The 22754-nt window shown below is 37.4% G+C and carries 22 protein-coding genes and 1 pseudogene; 7 read left to right on the top strand and 16 right to left on the bottom strand.

All coding sequences use genetic code 11. The annotated features are described in order from the left end of the window. Positions 1-131: 131 nt before the first annotated feature. Positions 132-2396, bottom strand: a complete 2265-nt coding sequence (gene secDF / locus BAQ44_RS02955; protein ID WP_063260738.1) for a protein translocase subunit SecDF — start codon at positions 2394-2396, stop codon at positions 132-134. A gap of 270 nt (positions 2397-2666) precedes the next feature. Beyond that, a complete protein-coding gene (locus BAQ44_RS02950; protein WP_000890213.1) occupies positions 2667-2951 on the bottom strand; it encodes a post-transcriptional regulator in 285 nt (94 codons plus the stop codon). A 185-nt stretch (positions 2952-3136) separates the two neighbouring features. Here BAQ44_RS02950 and spoVB point away from each other — a divergent pair, with 185 nt between their 5' ends. After that, positions 3137-4696 carry a stage V sporulation protein B gene (gene spoVB, locus BAQ44_RS02945; RefSeq protein ID WP_071720639.1) on the top strand — a complete coding sequence of 520 codons (1560 nt, stop codon included), beginning with the start codon at positions 3137-3139 and terminating at the stop codon, positions 4694-4696. Between the two features lie 29 nt (positions 4697-4725). Here spoVB and BAQ44_RS02940 read toward each other — a convergent pair whose 3' ends face one another. Beyond that, positions 4726-5382: a DUF421 domain-containing protein gene (locus BAQ44_RS02940; RefSeq protein WP_061677196.1), complete on the bottom strand. Its 657-nt coding sequence runs from the start codon at positions 5380-5382 to the stop codon at positions 4726-4728. A 103-nt stretch (positions 5383-5485) separates the two neighbouring features. Between BAQ44_RS02940 and BAQ44_RS02935 the strand changes: the two genes are divergently transcribed. After that, on the top strand, positions 5486-5869 hold the full coding sequence (locus tag BAQ44_RS02935; protein WP_000349143.1) for a TIGR04086 family membrane protein: 384 nt from the start codon (positions 5486-5488) through the stop codon (positions 5867-5869). 36 nt (positions 5870-5905) lie between these two features. On the opposite strand, the gene yajC is transcribed toward BAQ44_RS02935, so the two are convergent. Genes yajC through ruvA form a run of 6 tightly spaced genes read right to left on the bottom strand, consistent with a single transcriptional unit; the run spans position 5906 to position 10239 of the window. Next, the gene (gene yajC / locus BAQ44_RS02930) at positions 5906-6166 is read right to left on the bottom strand and encodes a preprotein translocase subunit YajC (protein ID WP_001068068.1); all 261 of its coding nucleotides are present in this window, start codon (positions 6164-6166) and stop codon (positions 5906-5908) included. Between the two features lie 27 nt (positions 6167-6193). Next, complete coding sequence (gene tgt, locus BAQ44_RS02925; RefSeq protein WP_000125362.1) at positions 6194-7333, bottom strand: tRNA guanosine(34) transglycosylase Tgt; 1140 nt, start codon at positions 7331-7333, stop codon at positions 6194-6196. 12 nt (positions 7334-7345) lie between these two features. After that, entirely contained in the window at positions 7346-8398 is a 1053-nt protein-coding gene (gene queA, locus BAQ44_RS02920; RefSeq protein WP_061677195.1) for a tRNA preQ1(34) S-adenosylmethionine ribosyltransferase-isomerase QueA, read from the bottom strand. Positions 8399-8417: 19 nt separating this feature from the next. Then, positions 8418-8618 carry a DUF2905 domain-containing protein gene (locus tag BAQ44_RS02915; RefSeq protein WP_000138162.1) on the bottom strand — a complete coding sequence of 67 codons (201 nt, stop codon included), beginning with the start codon at positions 8616-8618 and terminating at the stop codon, positions 8418-8420. Further along, on the bottom strand, positions 8615-9616 hold the full coding sequence (gene ruvB / locus BAQ44_RS02910; protein WP_071720637.1) for a Holliday junction branch migration DNA helicase RuvB: 1002 nt from the start codon (positions 9614-9616) through the stop codon (positions 8615-8617). Before ruvB ends, BAQ44_RS02915 begins: the two co-directional genes overlap by 4 nt. 5 nt (positions 9617-9621) lie before the next feature. Beyond that, the gene (gene ruvA, locus BAQ44_RS02905; protein WP_061677193.1) at positions 9622-10239 is read right to left on the bottom strand and encodes a Holliday junction DNA helicase RuvA; all 618 of its coding nucleotides are present in this window, start codon (positions 10237-10239) and stop codon (positions 9622-9624) included. A 188-nt stretch (positions 10240-10427) separates the two neighbouring features. On the opposite strand from ruvA, the gene BAQ44_RS02900 reads away from it, so the two are divergent. Then, on the top strand, positions 10428-11372 hold the full coding sequence (locus BAQ44_RS02900; RefSeq protein WP_063260736.1) for an iron-hydroxamate ABC transporter substrate-binding protein: 945 nt from the start codon (positions 10428-10430) through the stop codon (positions 11370-11372). 12 nt (positions 11373-11384) lie between these two features. Here BAQ44_RS02900 and BAQ44_RS02895 read toward each other — a convergent pair whose 3' ends face one another. Beyond that, on the bottom strand, positions 11385-11915 hold the full coding sequence (locus tag BAQ44_RS02895) for a BofC C-terminal domain-containing protein (protein WP_061677189.1): 531 nt from the start codon (positions 11913-11915) through the stop codon (positions 11385-11387). A 439-nt stretch (positions 11916-12354) separates the two neighbouring features. Here BAQ44_RS02895 and BAQ44_RS02890 point away from each other — a divergent pair, with 439 nt between their 5' ends. Next, on the top strand, positions 12355-12789 hold the full coding sequence (locus BAQ44_RS02890; protein WP_063260733.1) for a hypothetical protein: 435 nt from the start codon (positions 12355-12357) through the stop codon (positions 12787-12789). Positions 12790-12822: 33 nt separating this feature from the next. Here the strand turns inward: BAQ44_RS02890 and BAQ44_RS02885 are convergent, their stop codons facing one another. The 5 genes and pseudogenes from BAQ44_RS02885 to nadB all read right to left on the bottom strand — a co-directional run bounded on the left by BAQ44_RS02885 (position 12823) and on the right by nadB (position 19270). Continuing rightward, the gene (locus BAQ44_RS02885; protein ID WP_061677182.1) at positions 12823-13470 is read right to left on the bottom strand and encodes a YhcN/YlaJ family sporulation lipoprotein; all 648 of its coding nucleotides are present in this window, start codon (positions 13468-13470) and stop codon (positions 12823-12825) included. Positions 13471-15367: 1897 nt separating this feature from the next. Further along, positions 15368-15524, bottom strand: a pseudogene (gene safA, locus BAQ44_RS31720) (SafA/ExsA family spore coat assembly protein); the annotation flags it as partial. A 226-nt stretch (positions 15525-15750) separates the two neighbouring features. After that, positions 15751-16857: a quinolinate synthase NadA gene (gene nadA / locus BAQ44_RS02875; RefSeq protein ID WP_071720633.1), complete on the bottom strand. Its 1107-nt coding sequence runs from the start codon at positions 16855-16857 to the stop codon at positions 15751-15753. A gap of 30 nt (positions 16858-16887) precedes the next feature. Continuing rightward, entirely contained in the window at positions 16888-17721 is an 834-nt protein-coding gene (gene nadC, locus BAQ44_RS02870; RefSeq protein WP_001092213.1) for a carboxylating nicotinate-nucleotide diphosphorylase, read from the bottom strand. A 19-nt stretch (positions 17722-17740) separates the two neighbouring features. Beyond that, positions 17741-19270 (bottom strand): L-aspartate oxidase, encoded by a 1530-nt coding sequence (nadB, locus tag BAQ44_RS02865; protein ID WP_071720631.1) that lies wholly within the window; start codon positions 19268-19270, stop codon positions 17741-17743. A gap of 151 nt (positions 19271-19421) precedes the next feature. Here nadB and BAQ44_RS02860 point away from each other — a divergent pair, with 151 nt between their 5' ends. The 3 genes from BAQ44_RS02860 (at position 19422) to BAQ44_RS02850 (ending at position 21837) form a co-directional block, all read left to right on the top strand. Then, positions 19422-20564 (top strand): IscS subfamily cysteine desulfurase, encoded by a 1143-nt coding sequence (locus BAQ44_RS02860; protein ID WP_063261266.1) that lies wholly within the window; start codon positions 19422-19424, stop codon positions 20562-20564. Next, on the top strand, positions 20564-21106 hold the full coding sequence (locus BAQ44_RS02855; RefSeq protein WP_000812272.1) for a transcription repressor NadR: 543 nt from the start codon (positions 20564-20566) through the stop codon (positions 21104-21106). The genes BAQ44_RS02860 and BAQ44_RS02855 overlap by 1 nt, the downstream gene beginning before the upstream one ends. Positions 21107-21189: 83 nt before the next feature. After that, on the top strand, positions 21190-21837 hold the full coding sequence (locus BAQ44_RS02850; protein ID WP_063261267.1) for an MOSC domain-containing protein: 648 nt from the start codon (positions 21190-21192) through the stop codon (positions 21835-21837). 63 nt (positions 21838-21900) lie between these two features. Here BAQ44_RS02850 and pheA read toward each other — a convergent pair whose 3' ends face one another. Then, the gene (pheA, locus tag BAQ44_RS02845; RefSeq protein ID WP_046956290.1) at positions 21901-22752 is read right to left on the bottom strand and encodes a prephenate dehydratase; all 852 of its coding nucleotides are present in this window, start codon (positions 22750-22752) and stop codon (positions 21901-21903) included. Positions 22753-22754: the final 2 nt, after the last annotated feature.

The following is a 22754-nucleotide window of genomic DNA, read 5'->3' as shown; positions in this document are numbered from 1 at the left end:
AAGTTTCACTTTATTGTAGCAAAAATAGCGATAACATCACCAGTTTCTTCCATTTAACCATTTCAAAGTTGCTATCTTATTGTATCCACAAACGAAAAAAGAGATGCCTCATAAAGAGACATCATCTTTTTTTATACTTGCGGTTCAGATTCTACTTTCTCAACCTTTTTCTTGTTTTTGCCCTTTTTCAAACGACGGTTTTCAAGCATTAACCAAATTTGAGAAGCGACGAAAACAGAAGAGTACGTACCTACAACTAATCCGACAAGTAAAGCAAACGAGAAGTTACGTAATGACTCACTACCGAAGATAAGTAACGCAATTACCGGGAATAACACTGTTAATACGGTGTTAATCGAACGACCAAGCGTTTGGCGAATACTTGCATTTACGATTTCTTCTAAGTCTTTTATATCGCGAACTCGTTTTTTCTGTTTGTATAACTCACGGTTTCTATCAAATGTAACAATCGAGTCATTAATAGAATAACCGATGATCGTTAACACTGCAGCGATAAACGTTAAGTCTACCTCTAATTGGAAAATACTAAACATAACAATCATAACGAACGCATCATGTAATAATGCAAGTACTGCAGATAATGCATACGTAAATCTAAATCGAATACTTACGTATAGGATGATAACCGCAGAAGCAATCAGTACAGCGATAAATGCATTTCGTGCAATCTCTTTACCAATTGTCGGTGAAACTGTACTTACGTTTGGCTCTGTACCATATTTATCATGGAAGAATGTTTTTGTTTTCGCAATTTCATCTTTTGATAGAACACCTAATGTACGAACTGCGAACCCTTTATTGTCATCCCCAGTCGGTACAATATTTTCTTCCTTCACATCGATGTTCAATTCTTTAAAATCTTTATGAACATCAGACACGGTAACTGCTTGTTTTGATTGCAAGTCCATACGTGTACCACTCGCAAAGTCAATACCAAGATTCAGTTTGAAAATTGGTAAAATGATTGCACCCGCAATTACAACTACCATTGAGAAGATAAGGAATTTATGACCGACATTTACAAAGTTAATACGATCAAATTTCGTTGGTGGATGTACTACACCTTTTGTTAATGGAATAATATCCTTTTGTTTCACACCGAAATATCCTGGTTTTTTATCGAAGTAACGACTCTTTACAAGTAATCCTAGTAAGAAACGAGTACCGAATACGTTCGTAACGAAACCGACTAAAATACTTACAATTAAACTTGTCGCAAACCCTTGTACTGAGCTTGTACCATATACGAATAACACACCTGCAGCTGCCAGAGTCGTAACGTTTGCATCTAAAATTGTCGCTAATGAACGATGGTTACCAGCACGGAATGCTGACATCATTGACTTACCAATTTTCAGCTCTTCCTTCAGTCTCTCGTACGTAATAATATTCGCATCAACCGCGATACCTACCCCGAGCACTAACGCCGCAATACCTGGTAATGTAAGAACCGCATGCATCCAGTTAAATACGAGTAGCGTAACAAAAATGTATAGACCTAACATAATAACCGCTACAAGCCCTGGTAAACGGTAATATACAAGCATAAATAAGAAAATAAGAGCGATACCGATCGCACTAGCGAAAATCGTTTGGTCTAATGCTTGTTGACCAAATTTCGCTCCAACTGATGTTGAATACATTTCTTTTAAATCAACAGGAAGTGCACCTGCATTTAATAAAGATGAAAGTTGTTTCGCACTTTCAACTGTGAAGTTTCCACCTACGATAGATACTTCAGCTTGGTTAAATACTTGGCTTACTGTTGCTGCTGATAAGAACTTCGGATTCGGTTTTGCAGATTCTGCTTTATACGAATCTTTTCCTTCTTCAAAGTCTAGCCAGATTACCATTAAATTCGTTGGTGGTGGCATTTTTGAAATTTTTTCAGTTACTTCACGGAATTTTTCAGCGCTTTTTAGTGTAAGACCTACGCTCGCACGACCTTGCTCATCAAATGTTTGCTTCGCTCCGCCGCCTTTTAAATCCGTTCCGTCCATAAGAAGGTTGTCATCTACATCACGGAATGTTAATTTCGCTTGCGTTGATAACATTTCACGTGCTTTTTGCTGATCTTGTACACCAGCAAGCTGTACACGAATTCGATCTTGCCCCTCGATTTGAATGTTCGGCTCGCTTACACCAAGAACATTGACACGATTTTCCAGAGCACCTACTGTACTTACAAGTACGTCTCGATCGATTTTATCACCTTTTTTGGCTGGTTTTACTTCATACAGAATTTCAAAACCACCGCGAAGGTCTAGTCCTAGACTAATTCCTTTTGCTATGTCTTTTCCTGCCGCACCAATTACTCCACCGATTAATAAAACGATGAGGAAAAAGGCGGCAATTCTCGTACCACGCTTTGCCATATGTACCCTCTTTCTGCTACTAACACTTTAAATAAATCTCTTACGATTCACTTTTACACGTGTGCATACGCCTAGTTAGTAGACTTCCTTTCTATAATTTTGCTAGTTCATCACTAGCTGTGTCGGTAAGTTTTTCACAATACCTACACTTTCATTATTTATTTTTTCTCTTCACTACCCCCTTTATATATAATCTTAGACATAATTATTTCCTCATTATCAATACCTATCATTATACTGCAAAAGGAAGAACAAACCAATTGCAGTCGGTTATTTATTTTCATATTCATCAAATGACCAAAGTGGCGCTTGATATGCTTCAACAGTTAAATAAGTCATATATTCATTAGCACTTACTCTTAATACATCATTTACTAATTCATATAACCTCACATCGCTGTCTATCTTCTTCCACTTTTTCACTTTAAGAAACTTCCAAATGTCATCATCTGTTACTCGGTCATAACCGAACATGTGGAACTCTTCTACTTTGCTTTCTAAAACGACTTGTAACTGTCCGCGGTATGATTCTACCAAAGCCTCTTTTTCTAACATACATAACATCTCCTTCTTATTTCAGCACGAAAAGTCGCTTTTAATCCCGCTCTAATGGACAGCAATAACTACTTTCAAGAGCACGATCATACTTCACTCTCTCAAATGCTTGTCATTCTTGTCTCGTACGTGCATATAAATTATTGTAAATCATTCCACTGATTTTGAGAAGGTAGGAGAAGACCATGACGAGACAAAGCTTTTTAAAAGGCGCATTTATTTTAATGATTGCCGGCTTTATTACCAAAATCCTTGGATTTATTAACCGGATTGTAATGGCACGTATTTTAGGAGAAGAAGGCGTTGGCCTTTATATGATGGCCGTTCCTACATTCATTCTAGCAATTACATTAACACAAATCGGCCTTCCTGTCGCAATCGCAAAATTTGTAGCAGAAGCAGAAGCTGTGAATGATAAACAAAGAGTTAAAAAAATATTAACAGTATCATTAGCAGTTACATCCGTTATTAGTATCATTTTAACAATTGGAATTATGCTCCTCACACCTATTTTAGCAAAAACATTATTAACTGATGAAAGAACGTACTATCCATTAATGGCCATTTTACCTGTCGTTCCTGTTATTGCCGTTTCTTCTGTTTTACGCGGCTATTTCCAAGGGAAACAAAACATGAAACCTAGTGCTTACGCCCAAGTTATAGAACAAGTTGTCCGCATTACAATTATCGCTATATGCATTCAGTTATTTTTACCTTACGGTGTAGAATACGCTGCAGCTGGTGCTATGTTATCAGCCGTTCTCGGTGAAGTTGCATCGTTATTATTTTTACTCACTTTATTTCAGCGCGAAAAACATTTATCTATACGCTCTGGATTTTTCACTACTGTAAAAGAAAGCAAAGGGACATTTTATTCGCTTATGGATATCGCTCTTCCAACTACAGGAAGTCGTTTAATCGGTTCCGTTTCATATTTCTTTGAGCCTATCGTCGTTATGCAAAGCTTAGCGATTGCCGGCGTTGCTGCCTCTGTCGCAACCCAGCAATACGGTATATTAAACGGTTATGCCTTCCCACTTCTTTCACTGCCAGCCTTTATTACATACGCCCTTTCTACAGCACTCGTTCCATCTATTAGTGAAGCGATGGCGAAAAGACAGCATCAATTAGTGGAACACCGCTTACAACAAGCTCTTCGGATCTCATTAATTACTGGCGGGTGGTCAGTTGTTATATTATACGTATTCGCTTCTCCTATTTTAACTCTTATGTATGGATCGGATAGTGCAACAGCATTCATCCAGCTTCTTGCACCTTGCTTTTTGTTTCATTACTTTCAAAGTCCACTTACATCTGTTTTACAAGCTTTAAACTTAGCACGGGCTGCGATGATGAATACATTTATTGGCGCAATCGTGAAATTAATCGTTATTTTTGTACTAGCTTCAAGGCCAGAATTTCAAATGATGGGGGTTGCACTTGCAATTGCAGCAAATATAGTAACCGTAACATTCCTTCATTACGCTACTGTTTTAAAGAAAATTACATTTACCATTTACGCGAAAGATTACATTTTCGGCGGACTTGCCATCGGTATTGCAGGCTCCTTCGGTTTTTACCTTCATAAGTACATTATTTTTTCTCATTCACTTGGCGTACAAACCTTATGGGAAATCACTTTAACAACACTCGTGTATATCGTTCTCCTCTTCACTTTCAAACTCATTCGAAAAGAAGAGTTAAGTAGGCTCCCTATCATTCGAAAACTTTCATTTTTGAAATAAACAGGCTTACTATTTCATATAGTAAGCCTCTAGTTTTCTTTCACATCAACAAAAAATTGTCCATTTTGAAAGCTGCAGTATAAAATTTGTTTGATATCGTTATAACCTAAGTTTTTTAATTTTTCAATCAGCCATTCATCTGTATGTTCAATCATTTGTAAATGATTCGATTGGATTTCTCCATCAATAATTAACGGGAGTGTAAAAACCGGCGTATCATTTTTACTCTTTTTACTTTTTTGTTTTTGAAAGACAGATAACTTTCCTGAAGGTTCTAAAATGGCGTATTCTACATCCCTTACATCTCCGACTCCCTGCTCCCTTAATTGCATCATTAAATCATCTATATTATAACGTTGCTTTCTCATCTTCTTTTCATCAATCTTTCCCGCATTTACAAGAATAGCCGGCTCACCTTCTATTAAATGTCGAAAACGTTGATACTTTAACGAAATAACTGACAAAATGATTTGTATACACATAAGAAAAGTCATCGGAACTAATTGGTGCCAAAGTGATTTATCGGTATTTTCAATTGCAACTACAGCCATTTCACCAAGCATAATGAATACGACTAAATCTAATACACTTAGCTCTCCAATTTCACGTTTACCCATAAGACGAAAAATAATTAATATGATGATATACAAAAGCATCGTCCGACCAATGATTGATACCCATTCCATTTCTACATCTCCTTTTTTACATATAGACTCCCCTATAAAAAATAAACTAGTCTAACTTCAGCAAAAAGAAAATATGCTTGTATTAAAAAGGGGGAATGTATAAATGGATGGAACGAAAAAATTATCAACTGCAATCGGCTTTGGTATCATTACCTTATTAATTCTAGCAACAATTATTAGCATGGTCATGGCTCTTTTATTAAAATTTACAGATATGAATGAAGGAACATTAGCCGTCACTATTTTTATACTTGCTCTTTTATCTATGCTTATATCCGGATTTACTGCCGGCAAAAAGGCACAAGGGAAAGGTTGGCTAGTAGGTTTCACAACAGGTCTTACATTCGCTATACTTGTTTTTCTAGTTAACTATTTAGGCTTCTCTCAAACTTTATCGAACTCACAGTTACTTTATCAATTAGCATTAATGGGGGCGAGTACACTCGGTGGTATTTTCGGGGTAAATATGTCAAAACAAAACAACTAAAAAAAGCCCTGCACATTTCATGCAGGGCCTTCCTCATTAGTTTTTCACAACTTCACGAATCGCATTGCGATCGAAAGTTAAGTGTGAACCACCAGATTTAATAACGATTTTCGTATCATCTACTGATTCGATTGTACCGTGTAAACCACCGATTGTTACGATAGCATCACCTTTTGATAACTCACTTTGCATTTGAGCAACTGCTTTTTGACGCTTTTGTTGCGGGCGAATTAATAAGAAATAGAAAATCGCAAACATCGCAACGATCATAACGATATTCATCATACCTGGATTCATCTTTGTTTCCTCCTTTTAAATTATGTATTAGAAGTTTTTAGCATTCGGTTTATTAAAGCCATACTGTTCAAAGAATTCTTCGCGGAAATCGCCAAGACGGTCTTCACGAATAGCTTGTCTCACCTGCTCCATTAAGTTTAACAGAAAATGCAGGTTGTGATAAGACGTTAAACGAATTCCGAACGTTTCATCACATTTCATTAAGTGACGAATGTACGCACGAGAGTAATTTTTACATGTATAGCAATCGCAATTTGGATCAAGCGGACCGAAGTCTCTTGCGAATTTCGCATTTTTTACAACTAGACGACCTTCACTTGTCATACATGTACCATTTCGAGCGATACGAGTTGGAAGTACACAGTCAAACATATCAATACCACGAATTGCACCGTCGATTAATGAGTCAGGAGAACCTACTCCCATTAAGTAACGTGGCTTATTATCTGGAAGAAGTGGTGTTGTAAACTCAAGTACACGGTTCATAATATCTTTTGGTTCCCCAACAGATAAACCACCTACAGCGTAACCAGGGAAGTCCATTGAAACAAGGTCTTTTGCACTTTGACGACGAAGCTCTTCGAACTCTCCACCTTGTACGATACCGAATAAACCTTGATCTTGCGGACGCTCATGCGCTTTTAAACAACGTTCTGCCCAGCGGCTTGTACGCTCTACAGACTTCTTCATATATTCAAAAGTAGCTGGGAATGGTGGACACTCATCAAATGCCATCATAATATCTGATCCTAATGCATTTTGAATTTCCATCGCTTTTTCTGGTGATAAGAATAATTTATCTCCATTTAAGTGATTACGGAAGTGAACACCTTCCTCTTCAATACGACGGAAGTCACTTAAACTGAATACTTGGAAACCACCAGAATCCGTTAAAATTGCACGATCCCAGTTCATAAATTTATGCAACCCGCCTGCTTCACGAATAATTTCGTGACCTGGGCGTAGCCATAAATGATACGTATTACTTAAAATAATGCCAGAATCCATTGCTTTTAATTCTTCTGGTGACATTGTTTTAACTGTTGCAAGTGTACCAACTGGCATGAATGTTGGTGTATCAAATGAACCGTGCGGCGTATGTACGCGTCCTAAACGGGCACCTGTTTGTTTACAAGTTTTAATAAATTCATAACGAATTGCTGTCATAATTTACTCCTTTTATTTGTTTCCCATTTTAGCGTGAGATGCAACGAACATTGCATCACCAAAGCTAAAGAAACGATATTTTTCTTTTACTGCTTCATTATAAGCATGAAGTACATTATCTCTGTTTGCAAATGCACTTACAAGCATAATTAATGTTGATTTCGGTAAATGGAAGTTTGTAATTAAACCATCAATTGCTTTAAATTCATAACCTGGGTACATGAAAATATCTGTCCAGCCAGAAGCAGCACAAAGCTTGCCGTCATGATCTGTCGCAATTGTTTCTAACGTACGAGTCGAAGTCGTACCTACCGTAATAATACGTCCACCACTCTCTTTCACACGATTTAATAATGCCGCTGTCTCTTCAGACATATGGTAATATTCTGCGTGCATATGGTGTTCTTCAATCGTATCGGCAGAAACTGGTCTAAATGTTCCAAGTCCTACGTGAAGTGTAATGAAAGCTAACCCGACGCCTTTTTGTTTTAACTTCTCCAGTAACTCTTCTGTAAAGTGAAGTCCTGCAGTTGGCGCTGCTGCTGAGCCGATTTCTTTCGCATATACTGTTTGATAGCGATCGCGATCTTCTAGCGTCTCTTTAATATATGGAGGAAGTGGCATTTCCCCAAGTTCATCTAAAATTTCATAGAAGATGCCGTCATATGAAAATTCAAGCTGACGTCCACCTTGATCTGCAGTCCCTGTACAAGTTGCTTTTAATTTCCCTTCGCCAAAAGAGATAACAGTTCCTTCTTTTACACGTTTCGCTGGCTTAACAAGCGTTTCCCACGTATCACCTTCTTCTTGTTTTAAAAGAAGTACTTCAATGTGTGCGCCTGTATCTTCTTTCACACCGTGTAAACGAGCAGGCATAACTTTCGTTTCATTTAAAACTAAGCAATCCCCCTCATGTAAGTAAGAAAGAATGTCTGAAAAATGCTTATGCTCAATATCGCCTGTTTCACGGTCTAACACCATTAATCTTGATGTTTCACGATCTTCTAACGGGACTTGTGCAATAAGTTCTTCTGGTAAATGAAAATCAAACAGATTTATATCCATAACTATATCCACCTATTTCTTATTTGAATCGATTTATTATATACATAATAAAAGATAATACAATACTTAACACAATACATGTAATGATAGGAAAATAAAAGGTAACGTTTCCTTTTTTCACAAAAATATCGCCTGGAAGTCTTCCAATGAACTTCCAAGCTAATCCGACAACAATGAGTAAGATACCTGCTGTAATAAGCAATTTTGGCATCTCCGTCATACTTTTGGCATCTCCATTCCGAAATGCTCATATGCAAGCGGCGTTACAATTCGGCCCCTTGGTGTTCGTTGTAAAAAGCCAATTTGTAATAAATACGGCTCATACACATCTTCAATCGTATGCGATTCTTCTCCGATCGTTGCCGAAACCGTTTCTAACCCGACTGGGCCACCACGGAATTTCTCAATAATACCAAGCAATAATTTATGATCGATATGATCTAGACCTAATTTATCTACTTGCAGTAGTTCTAACGCCATTTGTGTAATTTCGATTGTAACTGTTCCGTTACCACGAACTTGTGCGAAATCTCGTACACGTCGTAATAAACGATTCGCAATACGAGGTGTACCACGAGCACGTCTTGCAATTTCTAGTGCAGCTAACGAATCAATTTCAACTTCAAATACTTCTGCTGTACGTTCTACAATCTCAGACAACTGATCTACTGTATAGTACTCTAATCTTGAAAGTACACCGAAACGGTCACGAAGTGGTGCTGATAATGCCCCTGCCCGTGTCGTTGCTCCAACTAATGTAAATGGAGGTAAATCTAAACGTACAGATCGTGCTGACGGTCCTTTCCCAATTACAATATCAAGGCAAAAATCTTCCATCGCAGGATATAGCACTTCTTCAATCGATCTATGCAAACGATGAATTTCATCAATAAATAATACATCCCCCGGCTGAAGCGCTGTTAATACAGCTGCTAAATCTCCTGGTCTTTCAATTGCTGGGCCTGAAGTTGTTCTAACATTAACGCCCATTTCATTTGCTATAATATTTGCAAGCGTCGTTTTACCAAGTCCTGGTGGTCCATATAGAAGCACATGATCTAACGTTTCTTCACGCATTTTCGCTGCTTCAATAAACACCTCTAAATTATGTTTCGCTTTATCTTGGCCAATATACTGACGGAGCGTCTGTGGCCGTAATGAATATTCTAAATCCGAATCTTCATATGCAGATTCCCCTGAAAGGAGACGTTCGTCCATTATACTCACCTCTTACCATTTAGTAAAAGACTAAGTGCCTTTTTAATATACTGATCCGTCGTTAATGATTCTTTTAATAACTCTGGTACAACGCGAGAAACTTCTCGTTCTGCGTATCCAAGTGCACGCAGAGCTTCCAGCGCCTCATCAAGCTCAGCTGATGAACCTTTCTTCTCATCAAAACGTTCTGTATCTGAGAATAAATCAACAAATGCATCTGGTACGACGTCAGCTAGTTTTCCTTTTAAGTCTAAAATCATTTGGCGTGCTGTTTTCTTTCCGACGCCCGGGAATTTCACTAAAAACTTCTCGTCTTCATGTTCAATCGCTTGAACGACCTGTCCTGTTTGACCAGAAGCTAAAATTGCAAGAGCGCCTTTTGGTCCAATGCCAGATACACCTAACAACTTTGTAAATAATAAACGCTCTTCACGTGTTTTAAACCCGTAAAGTGCCATAATATCTTCTCTCACATAATGATATGTAAAGACACGAATTTCTTGCTTACTTCTTTGAAATACATACGGATTTGGTGTGAAAATTTGATACCCAATTCCATTATGGTCAATTACGACATATTCCGGTCCTACATAGTCCACGTAACCTGTAACATATTCAAACAAAATACGATCTCTCCCTCTTAAATCATGTATTCCATTTTAACATATTTAATGATAGAAAAGCGAGACTACCCCAACAAATGTTCTCTATTAGAAACTTCTGTTATTTTCCATTGACAGAAAGAGCGAAGCACCTTAATATACAGAAGTCGATAATGATTATCAATATTAATTAAAGGGGTTACATCAGGATGAAACAGAAGTTATTTATTTTATTTACTATTATGCTAGTCGTTCTTTCTATCGTTGGCTGTTCTTCTCAAAAAGAAGAAGCAAAAGCGAAAGAACAACCGAAAACAAAAGTTGTAAAACACGCTAAAGGGGAAGCTACAATTCCAGTAAATCCAAAAAGAATTGTTGACTTATCTGGATCAACAGAAGAATTATTACTTCTTGGACACAAACCTGTCGGTACAGCAAATACATATAAAGATAAAATCCAAAATCACTTAACAGAGAAATTAGATGGTGTAAAAGCAGTAGGTTGGTACTGGGCACCTAAAGTTGATTTAGAAGCTGTTACGGCTTTAAAACCAGACTTAATTATTTTAAATAATCGTCAATTGAAGATTTATGATCAATTAGAAAAAGTTGCACCGACAGTTGTTCTAGAAACAAACTTAGAAGACTGGCGTGGTAAGTTTAAAGAAGTAGGTAAACTATTTGACGAAGAAAAGAAAGCAGACAAATGGATTGCAGACTACGATAAAAAAGCAGACTCTTTATCTAAAAAGATTAAAGAAAAAACAAAAGATGAGAACTTTATGTTCGTCGCAGTTACACCACAAAACTTCCGTGTATACGGTAGCTTCGGATACGGTGACATCATCTTTAACGACTTAAAACTTCCAGCAACAAAAGGTACAGATTTAAAACAAACGATGGCACAAGTATCGCTAGAAGGTCTTGTTGCATTCCAACCTGATCAAATGTTCGTTGTAAACTTCGGCGGCGAAGCTGATAAAGTTTACGAAGACTACAAAAACAGTGCTGTTTGGAAAGACAACAAAGCAGTTAAAAATAATCACGTATACGAAGTATCGAATGAAATCTTCAATACGAAAGCATTCAATCCAATCGGAAAAGACATGCTAATCGATGAAATCGCAAAACAAATTTTAGATAAAAATAAATAAGAAAAAAGCAGCTCACCATGAGCTGCTTTTTTTCTTATTTTGCACTGCATATTGCTTCATTTTTTCAATCGTCTTCACAAAACCCTCTTTTGATTTAATACGAATACCACGCTTTAATTTCGCACGCTCATAACTCTCCAGCTTTTTCATATCAATTTGAAAGAAGGAATGAATCGCATTATCACTTTTCGGTACACCTTTGAAAATTTGTAATATCCCTTCCTCTGACACACCAAAATAACCGCTCGTCTTTAATAACGGAGAAATATCATCAATTTTCTTTTGTAATACGATTTGTACATCATCACGATCAACGAGCTGCCATTCTTTATATTGCTGTAAAAACTTTTCTAAGTCCGCTACTTTTTCTGTAAATATTTCCTCACTTACTTCTCCATCAACATACATTCGCTCTAATAAAATTGTAACTTCAGGCTCTTTTTCTGTTACTTCTGGTACTGGACCTTCCGCCTTCACATTCGTTTCATAAACGAAACAAAACATCATAACGAAAGCTTGCATCGCAATCAGTATCCATCTCATTTCCGTTCACCTCTTTTAGGAAAGATCAAACTTTCATTAGTAGTTTTTCCGGAAATGGGGGTTTTATCCATAATGACCATATTACATTTATATCAAAAATAAAAAAATGCAGATAAAGTTTTACCTTATCTGCACTAGCATTTGTTTTTATATAAAATGAAAGACGCCTGCAAAGCAGGCGTCTTGATGCGTTTACGGCGAGAGACCAGGCGACCACATTCGCGTGTTTAGCACTTAAGCATATCTCTCGTCTTACGTAAATTAGCTCATCGCTTTGCTAATATAACATTAATAAAGTATAAGTGCAACATGTTTATAAAAATATTTTATTTCCTCTTCCATCAAAAAAAATTATATGTAAATTATAAATTGATAAATGTAATATATATGTTACAATTAATATAACAGCGAAATCATAATAAAACAGGAGATAGATATTATGAAAAAAATTAAGGATGAACGTCTCATTCTGCAAACGTTAAAAAACATTCGAATTGCTTTTCTTTTTCAATCACTTGGTATAATTGGCATTTTAGGCTATATCGGATTCACTGAAGGAATAGATCAAATTACGAAATCTCCATTATGGCTATTATTTATCCTTACAAGTATCGTACTTAGTTATTTACAGTTAAGCGTTTCTATCGATGTAGAAGAAAGTGAAAAGGAGATAAAGTTAACTCCTTATTACAAAATTATTTTACGCTCTCTTATTATAGGAATCGTTATGGCTATTATTTATATCATTTTTAGTCCAGAAAGACCTTTATTTGAAGCCATTTTAACAGGTGGTATTCTCTTCATTTGCTTTTTAGGTTCTTATTCCATTAGTTATTTTATTAAAAAGCGTCGTTTACACGATAACGATGAATAAAGAGGAAGGGCTCCCCCTTCCTCTTTTGTTTTGCTATCGCATAGTACCAGTTAAACCGTAACGAATATCTCGGAACATATTTGTTATGTCACGATTAAAATCGTTTGTAACTGTACCGTTACGTAGTCGTGTACTCATTGCATCGACACGAGTAAACATGTCATTTCTTACAGAAACATATACGTTTCTGTTTCCAACTTCATTTACAACCGCTTGACGAACTTCATTTGCAAGCGCTGTTTCATTCGATACTGGATTACGTGGTTTCACCGCAATCGCTACATCGTTTCCATATACAACTGTAGACACACGGTCTACGTTATTCATACGTTTCACACGATTTGTAATTCTTTCTGCTGTTTTACCATCATTGTTAATGTATGAATTGTTCATTGTAATATTACGTGTTGGATGCGGATTTGCAATTTGACCGTTGTAATTTACATCACGGTAATAATTGTTATATCCTGTATCGTTACGACCATTTCTATATGTTACATAATCTGTATAACGATCATTACGCGTTACATTATCACGATACTGATGTGTATCATTATAAGATGTACGCTCGTAATTGTAGTTACGTCCATCCATTGCATTGTTATCTTTTGGTGTACCACATGCAGCTAACGCACTGGTAACTAACAAAGAAGCAGCAATCACTTTTACTTTCGTATTCAATACAAAAACCCCCTCTGTTAGAATGAACTTCTCTTCTGAAAAGCTCCCTCTTATGATGAGTAAAGGAGAAGGTTTTTACACTGTTAATATTTCACTGGGGATTTTCTAACATTTGATGTAAATCTTCCATTTTCAGAACGACTCTACATACAAAAAAGGTGGGAATAATCCCACCTTTTTTAAACTTCTTCTTCATCCTCTTCTTCTGGAACCGGCTCCCCAAATACATTTGGTGGATCTGGTTGATAATACATCGTTCCTGGCTGCGGTGCATATGCCGATTGAGTTGGTTGATAATATAAAGGATTCGCATATTGCGGACCGCCTGGTTGCGGACTATATAACCTACTCTCTCCTCCGCATCCACAATCTTCCTCACCTTGCACGAGCGGCGGCATATTATTATCCATTGGCATCATATTTGGATTTGGCATAGACGTATATTGCGGTCCAAACGGTGCTCCTTGTTGATACGGCATTTGATATGGATTTGGTGGCATCATAGGCTGTTGGTATGGCATTTGATATGGCATCATATTCGGTGGTTGATTGTTATCCATGATTGGCATCATGTTCGGCATTTGATTATTATCCATGATTGGCATCATATTTGGCATTTGATTGTTATCCATTATCGGCATCATATTTGGCATTTGATTGTTATCCATTATCGGCATCATATTTGGCATTTGATTGTTATCCATGATTGGCATCATATTCGGCATTTGATTATTATCCATTATCGGCATCATATTCGGCATTTGATTATTATCCATTATCGGCATCATATTTGGCATTTGATTGTTATCCATTATCGGCATCATGTTTGGTATTGGGTTATTATCCATAATTGGCATGATGTTTGGTGGTTGATTGTTATCCATGATTGGCATGATATTTGGTGGTTGATTGTTATCCATGATTGGCATGATATTTGGTGGTTGATTGTTATCCATGATTGGCATAATATTCGGTGGTTGGATATTGTCCATGATTGGCATGATATTTGGTACTTGAATATTTGGCGGTATGACTTGTGGAATAACTACATTTTCTTTCGATACATTTGGTGACACTATGTTTCCTACATTTTCTTTCTTCACTTGTGGTGACACGATATTCCCTACATTTTCTTTCTTCACTTGTGGTGACACGATATTCCCTACATTTTCTTTCTTCACTTGCGGCGATACGATATTCCCTACATTTTCTTTCTTTACTTGCGGTGACACGATATTTCCTACGTTCTCTTTCTTTACTTGCGGTGACACGATATTTCCTACATTTTCTTTCTTCACTTGCGGTGACACGATATTTCCTACGTTTTCTTTCTTCACTTGTGGTGACACGATATTATCTTTTTTCGTTTTCGGAGAAATGATGTTATTAGGTTTCATTTTAGTAATTTGAGGAGCAATTAACTCGCTTCCTTTTTTAATTACATCTGAAATTTTATACTCTTTTTTCGCTTTGATTGGTGGTTGCGGAGGCTGTGGTAACACATTTACCGAAAACTTTGTGTTTTCTTTTTCTGCTGGTTTTTGTTTTTCTATAACAGGTGGTTTTTGAATAACAGACGGTTTTTCAACTGGTTTTTCTATTTGAATTGGCTTTTCTTTTTGCACTTCTTTTTGTGGCTTTACCTGTACCTCTTTTTGCGGTTTCACTTGCATTTCCTTCTGTGGTTTTACTTGAACTTCTTTTTGTGGTTTCACTTGCACTTCTTTTTGTGTTTGTTGCATAGCAGGTTGCTGTGTAATTGGTGCTGATTGATACGTAACTTCTTCCTCATCTTCTATTCCAAGCGGAGTTGGCGTTGATGCAAACTCTTTTTGTTGCACTTCTTTTACGTATTGCTTCGGAGGCGCTGAACCTGCCCCAGCATGTTGTTTTACGTGAACGCTGTTTGATGGTACTTTAATTTTCATACCTGGCATGATTAAATCGGGATTACTAAGTTGTGTATTTGTATTTTTCAACGTATCAAAATCCACTCCGTACTTTTTCGCAATTTTCCAAAGGGTATCCCCTTTTTGCACGATATGAATTTTCAAATTTTCCCCCTCCTGTATAACTTATCTATAAGTAACAAATCTCATGAAGTAACCCTTTCTAAATAACGTTAACTTCTTTTCACTTGTATCACTTCTTCGATTTTCAATATCATTAGAAGTGGAATAAGCATAAGAAAATCGCAATGATTTCTTCACAACAATGTATGCCCATTTCATTCTCGTTATGATTATATGTACGAAAAAAAGCAACGGAAACCCCGCTGCTTTATACACGCTCTAACATACGATTTAATGCAAGAACCGCTTCTTCGGTCACTTGTTTATCTACGCTAATAACGTTAATTCCTTCTCCTCTTTCTACCGTTTCAAGCACCCATAATAAGTGCGGCAGATCAATTCGGTTCATCGTTAAACACGGACACATAAATGGATTAAGTGAAACAATTTCTTTATCTGGATATTGCTGAATAATTCGGTTCACTAAATTCATCTCTGTACCAATTGCCCATTTACTTCCAGGTGGCGCTGCTTCAATCATATCAATAATATATTTCGTTGATCCTGCGTAATCCGAAGCATCAACAACCTCATAACAGCATTCTGGATGTACAATAATATTCATATCCGGATGATTCTTCCGTACATTCTCAATGTTTTTCACCGTAAAGTTTTGATGAACCGAACAATGCCCTTTCCATAAAATCACTTGAATTTCTTCTATATCTCCATCGTACTCTAATGAATCTGTATGCGGGTCCCATACTGCCATTTTATCTAACGGGATACCTAAATCGTATGCTGTATTTCTTCCTAAATGTTGATCCGGTAAAAAGACAAGACGCTCTTTTTGTGTAAACGCCCAAGATACCATTTGTTTTGCATTAGAAGAAGTTACTGTCGCTCCGCCATTACGACCGCAAAACGCTTTAATTGCAGCTGTAGAGTTAACATACGTTAACGGAATCATCGTATCTCCAAATAACTTCGTGAGCCCTTTCCACGCTCTTTCTGTCTGTTCAATATCTGCCATATCTGCCATCGAACAGCCTGCACGCATATCTGGCAAAATAACGATTTGATCGTCTGTCGTTAACATATCTGCTGTTTCTGCCATAAAGTGTACGCCGCAAAATACAATATATTTCGCTTCTTTATTGCTCGCTGCAACTTGCGCAAGCTGAAGTGAATCTCCTGCTGCATCAGAAAATTGTACCACTTCATCTTTTTGGTAATGATGTCCTGGAATAAATAGTGTTTTCCCCATTTTTTCTTTAATTTCACGAACACGCTTTTCCATATCTTCTGTTGACATCGTGTAATAACGCTCTGGTAACATCGTTTCAATCGGTTGTACTTTTTCTAAAATACTCATATCCCTTTCTCCCCCTCTAAGCCACTTTCCTTACGCCTCAATATTGAAACTAATATCAAGTGCTTTCACTGAATGTGTTAACGCTCCAAGTGAAATATAATCTACCCCTGTTTTTCCGTATTTCGATAAATCTTCAATTGTAATGCCTCCTGATGCTTCCGTAACGATGGCACTTGGTACAATCTTTGAAAACTCCCGAATCTCATCTGGCGTACGATTATCAAACATAATGATATCCGCACCAGCAGCTACAGCTTCTCTCACTTGTTCCTCTGTTTCTGTTTCCACTTCTACTTTCACCATATGTCCTAATTTTTCTTTCACCGATGTAACAGCTTTCGTAATAGAACCAGCAAAAGCAATATGATTGTCTTTAATCATGACACCATCATATAAACCGAAACGGTGATTAAATCCGCCTCCGCACACGACTGCATACTTATCAAACATACGTAGCCCTGGCATCGTTTTTCGCGTATCACAAATACGTGTATGGCCGCTATCTAAAGCAAGCACAGCTTTATGTGTCATCGTAGCTATCCCGCTCATACGCTGGATAACGTTTAATATAACGCGCTCTGCCGTTAATAAAGAAGCAATTGGTCCTTGCGCAGTTGCTATTATTTCGCCCTTTTCTACAAGATCTCCATCTTTTTTATGAAGCTCCACTTCAATTCTTTCATCAATTAATTTAAATCCTTCTTCAATTACTAAACGCCCTGCAAAGACCCCTGTATCCTTCGCAAGAAACGTTCCTTTTGAAAGTAAATTGTCTGGAAAAATAAGCTGAGATGTTACATCTCGTTCTCCTATATCTTCTAGAAAAAATCGATTTAATGCTTCTTTAACCTTTATCGTGTTCATAAAGCCCCTCTTCCCTTCATCACACAAGTTGTAGTTTTCTTTTCACTCGAACGATTTCTTTTTTTACTCTATTTCTATCCGGATAATCACTTCGATAATGACCACCAATGCTTTCTTCTCTTTGCAAAGCTGATACGACTATAAGCTCACAGACTGTTAACATATTAATGAGCGTTATCTCTTCATTTGTAAGTGCCTCATGTTGTAAGATCATATTTCGAACACCGTACTTACTAAGCCATCTCTTTGCAGAAGATAAACTTTGCTCTGTTCGCACAATCCCAACATATTTCATCATGCATTCTTTTATTTCTTCCTTCGCCGGCAAATGATTCAAAACGATAAACTTCTTTTCCTTCTCAGCTAGGGTGTTCAATCTGTCTTTTGCCGCTTTCGTTAAAATATGTTGTCCTATTCTTTTTCCAAACACAAGACCTTCTAATAATGAATTACTTGCTAACCTATTTGCACCGTGAACACCATTACAAGCTACTTCACCGACCGCATATAAATTTGGAATGGACGTCTCTCCATCACAGTTCGTTTTCACGCCACCCATATGAAAATGAGCACCGGGTACGACCGGAATGCGTTTTTCATTTATATCGACACCATTCTTTTTACACAATGATGCTACAGTCGGAAAACGTTCTTCGAAATTTTGGATAGACTCGATATTTACATACACCTTTTCACCCGCCAAAAGCTGCTCATGAATCGCTCTTGCTACTACATCGCGCGGCGCGAGATCGTGATTAGGGTGTATATCCATCATAAAACGCTGCCCTTTTCCATTTATAAGGACAGCTCCTTCACCACGGACAGCTTCAGAGACGAGGCCGCAGCATCTCCCGTTTGCATATAACATTGTTGGATGAAATTGTACAAACTCTAAATCCACGAGCTCCCCGCCTGCGCGGTATACCATCGCAAGTCCATCACCCGTAATTGTCTTATCGTTAGAAGTAAAGGCGTATAAACCGCCAATCCCACCTGTTGCTAACACCGTATAATCTGCAACGTAACGCTTCAACTTCCCTTCACTAGTTCTTGTTAAAACTCCAACACATTTATCATTTTCTATAATAAAATCGAGCACCATTTCCTGTTCCACTACCGTAACGTGCGGAGCTACTTCTTGAATGAAATGCTCTAATAAATTCTTTCCTGTTGCATCGCCACCTGCATGTAAAATACGGCGCTTTCGATGTGCGCCTTCTTTTCCAAGATGAGGACCCGTTTCATCTCCATCAAATTCCATTCCACTTTCGATGAGATGATTCATTTCTTTCGGCCCTTCCTCGACTAAATAACGGACCACATCTTCATTGTTATAATGACATCCTGCTACTAACGTATCTTCAAAATGATCATTTGGATTGTCATATGTAGCAACCGCTGCTGCAATTCCACCTTGCGCTAAATATGTATTATTATTACGATTCGTTTCCTTTGTGATAATAATCACATTCTTTTCGTGACAAATCTCTTTCGCAACACGAAGTGCCGCAACGCCACTTCCAATAATTAAGACATCTGCACTTGGCATAATTGTTGCCTCCTACTTTACACTTTTCAACTGTCTTGACACCTATATTTACATAGTTTTAAAATAATGACAAGAGTTTTTTTATAATTCTTATTTTCACTACCATTAAAAAATACAAGAAATGTAACTCTTACTAGGGAGAGGAACTTACATGATGATATATCTTGACTATGCAGCTACTACACCTATGAGTGAAGAGGCGTTACAAACATATATGAAAGCAGCATCGCAATACTTCGGAAATGAACAAAGTTTACATGATATTGGAGGAACAGCTTCTTCTTTACTACAAGTTTGCAGAAAAACATTTGCTGACATGATTGGTGGAAAGGAACAAGGGGTATTCTTCACGAGCGGTGGTTCGGAATCCAACTACCTTGCGATTCAATCCCTTTTAAAGGCTAGAAGCGAGAAACATATTATTACAACACCTATGGAGCACGCATCCATTCGAAGTTATTTTCAATCCTTACAATCAGAAGGGTATACAATTACTGAAATTCCTGTTGATGAAGGCGGGCTCATTCATTTAGATGATTTAGAAACAGCTATTACAGAAAATACTGTTCTAGCAAGCATACAGCACGGAAATTCTGAAATTGGAACCGTTCAAAACATCGCAGAAATCGGAGCACTTTTAAAAAAATATAACGTTTTATTTCATTCAGATTGTGTGCAAACATTTGGTAAACTTCCTATCAATGTTTTTGAGATGGGAATTGATAGTCTTTCTGTTTCAGCACATAAAATATACGGACCAAAGGGTGTTGGTGCTTGCTATATAAATCCGCAAGTTCGCTGGACACAAATATTTCCGGGAACTTCTCACGAAAAAGGGTTTCGCCCAGGTACAGTAAACGTTCCTGGCATCGCATCTTTTTTAACAGCTTCTGAGAATATATTAAAAAATCAACAGGAAGAAAACTTACGTTTTAAAGAGTTACGATCCTACTTTTTAGAGCGATTACAAACACTTCCTCTAGAAATTCAAGTGGAAGGTCATTCTACTTCTTGTTTACCACATATTATTGGGGTTACAATAAAAGAAATAGAAGGTCAATATACAATGCTAGAATGTAATCGCCATGGTATTGCCATTTCCACCGGAAGTGCTTGCCAAGTCGGTAAACAAGAACCTTCGAAAACAATGCTTGCAATTGGAAAAACGTATGAAGAGGCGAAACAATATGTCCGCTTCTCTTTCGGGCAACAAACAACGAAAGATCAAATTGATACTACTATTCATGCACTACACACAATTGGAAATCAATTTTATAGAGGTGTTAAATCATAATGAAACAAAATGAACAAAAAAAGATTTTAGGCGAAGAAAGACGACAGCTTATCCTTCAGTGGCTTCTTGCTGCAAATGAACCGTTATCTGGGAATGAACTATCGAAAAAGACAAACGTAAGTCGACAAGTGATCGTGCAAGATATTTCCTTACTCAAAGCACGAAACGAACCGATTATTGCAACTGCTCAAGGATATTTATATTTAAAACCACAAGAGAAACAACAAGCTTTCGAACGCGTAATCGTATGCCAACATAAACCAGCGGAAGTACGTCAGGAACTTACAATGCTTGTTGACCACGGCGTTACGATTAAAGATGTAAAAGTTGAGCATCCTGTATACGGTGACTTAACAGCATCCATCATGGTAAGTAATCGCTTTGATGTAGAGCAATATTTACAAAAAATCGAAAACACAAATGCTTCCTATCTTTCGCAACTAACAGATGGTATTCACTTACATACAATTGAAGCAGATTCTAAAGAAAAGCTAGACGCTGCTTGTGAGGCGCTAGATAAAGCAGGATTTCTCGTTTATTAATTCATGCAAAGCACAGAGTTTTTATCATTCTCTGTGCTTTTTTAGTGCTATAATATTGTAATCAATCGTAAAGGAGATCACATATGGGAATTGAACTCGTTCACTTTAGCATTGGCAAACCGAAACAAATGAAATATGGCGAAGATAAAGAAATGATAACAGGTATATGTAAAGATTCTACAGAAGAAGCTTTTCTCTCAAAAGATGGCTTCCTTGGTGATGACGTAGCAGATTTAAAACATCACGGTGGGCCTGATCGCGCCGTTTGTGTATACCCACATGAGCATTACGCACTATGGGAAGAGGAATTTCAAACAACGCTTCCAGCTTCCACATTTGGTGAAAACATTACCGTAACAAATATGTTAGAGCGTGATGTTTGCATCGGAGATACATATCAACTAGGTGAAGCAATCATTCAAGTGACGCAAGCCCGCGTACCTTGTAGCACAATTTCAAAACGTCTTGGCATCCCTGGCATTTTGCCGCGCATCGTAGCAACTGGATTTACTGGCTACTTATGCCGTGTTCTTCAAGAAGGTACTGTACGTAAAGATTCAAAAATTACATTACTAGAACGTCAACCGAGCAATGTATCTGTTTTATTTTCTAACGAAATTTATTTTCATAATAGAAAAGATAAAGATGGCATTGAAAGGATTCTTGCCGTTCCAGAACTAGCTGATATTTGGCGTGGTCAGTTAGAAGACCGTCTTGCGAAGTTAAAATAAAGAATCCCACCATTTATAGGTGGGACTTTATTTATCTATCAGACGGTATAACCTAACTCCCCCTTACAACCAATAAGAAGAATAACTCCCCAGCACAGTAACAGAAAAACCGAGTGCTTCAAGTTCCATCGTTACGCCTGGCAATAATACATCATCGTATGCTTTATCGACATCGATTAAGAAAAAGTAATTTCCAAGACCTGTTTTCATCGGGCGAGATTCAATTTTTGATAGATTTAATTTTCTCCATGCGAAAGCTGATAACACTTGGTATAGTGCCCCTGCATAATCAGCAGGTAACGTTATCATAAGCGTCGTTTTCTCTCCGCGGTTTTCTCCGTTATTTGGGAGTATCGCTTTCTTTTTCTTATGGAGCACGAGGAAGCGTGTATGATTATTTTTATGCGTATGAATACTACGTCTTACAATCGTTAATCCGTATTTTTCTGCAGCTGCTTCATTTGCAATAGCAGCGATTTTTTCTTCAGGATGTTCTTTCACATATTGCGCAGCAGCACTTGTTGATGTCATATCTCGGACAGTGACCCCTTTTAATTCTTCATTTAAAAACTTATGACATTGCGCAATAGCGTGCGGATGAGAATGCACTGCATATACTTCTTCCCACACTTCTGCATACTGCGGATGTACAAGTAAATGTTGCTGAATGGGTACTGTAATTTCTCCTACAATAGAAAGTGGTTGTTCATGTACAAGGTAATCAACTGTTATATTCACTGAACCTTCTATGGCGTTTTCTAGTGGTACCACTGCATAGTCTACATTTCCATTTGCAGCTGCATCAATACAATCTGGAATCGTGCGATACGGTACATGCTCTGCTTCCGGAAAAAAACGACTCACCGCCATATTTGTAAATGTTGCTTCTGGTCCTAAATATCCTACTCGAATCATCG

Origin of the sequence: Bacillus mobilis, assembly GCF_001884045.1 — a bacterium.
GTDB lineage: Bacteria > Bacillota > Bacilli > Bacillales > Bacillaceae_G > Bacillus_A > Bacillus_A mobilis.
This window is presented reverse-complemented; position numbering and strand designations above follow the sequence as displayed.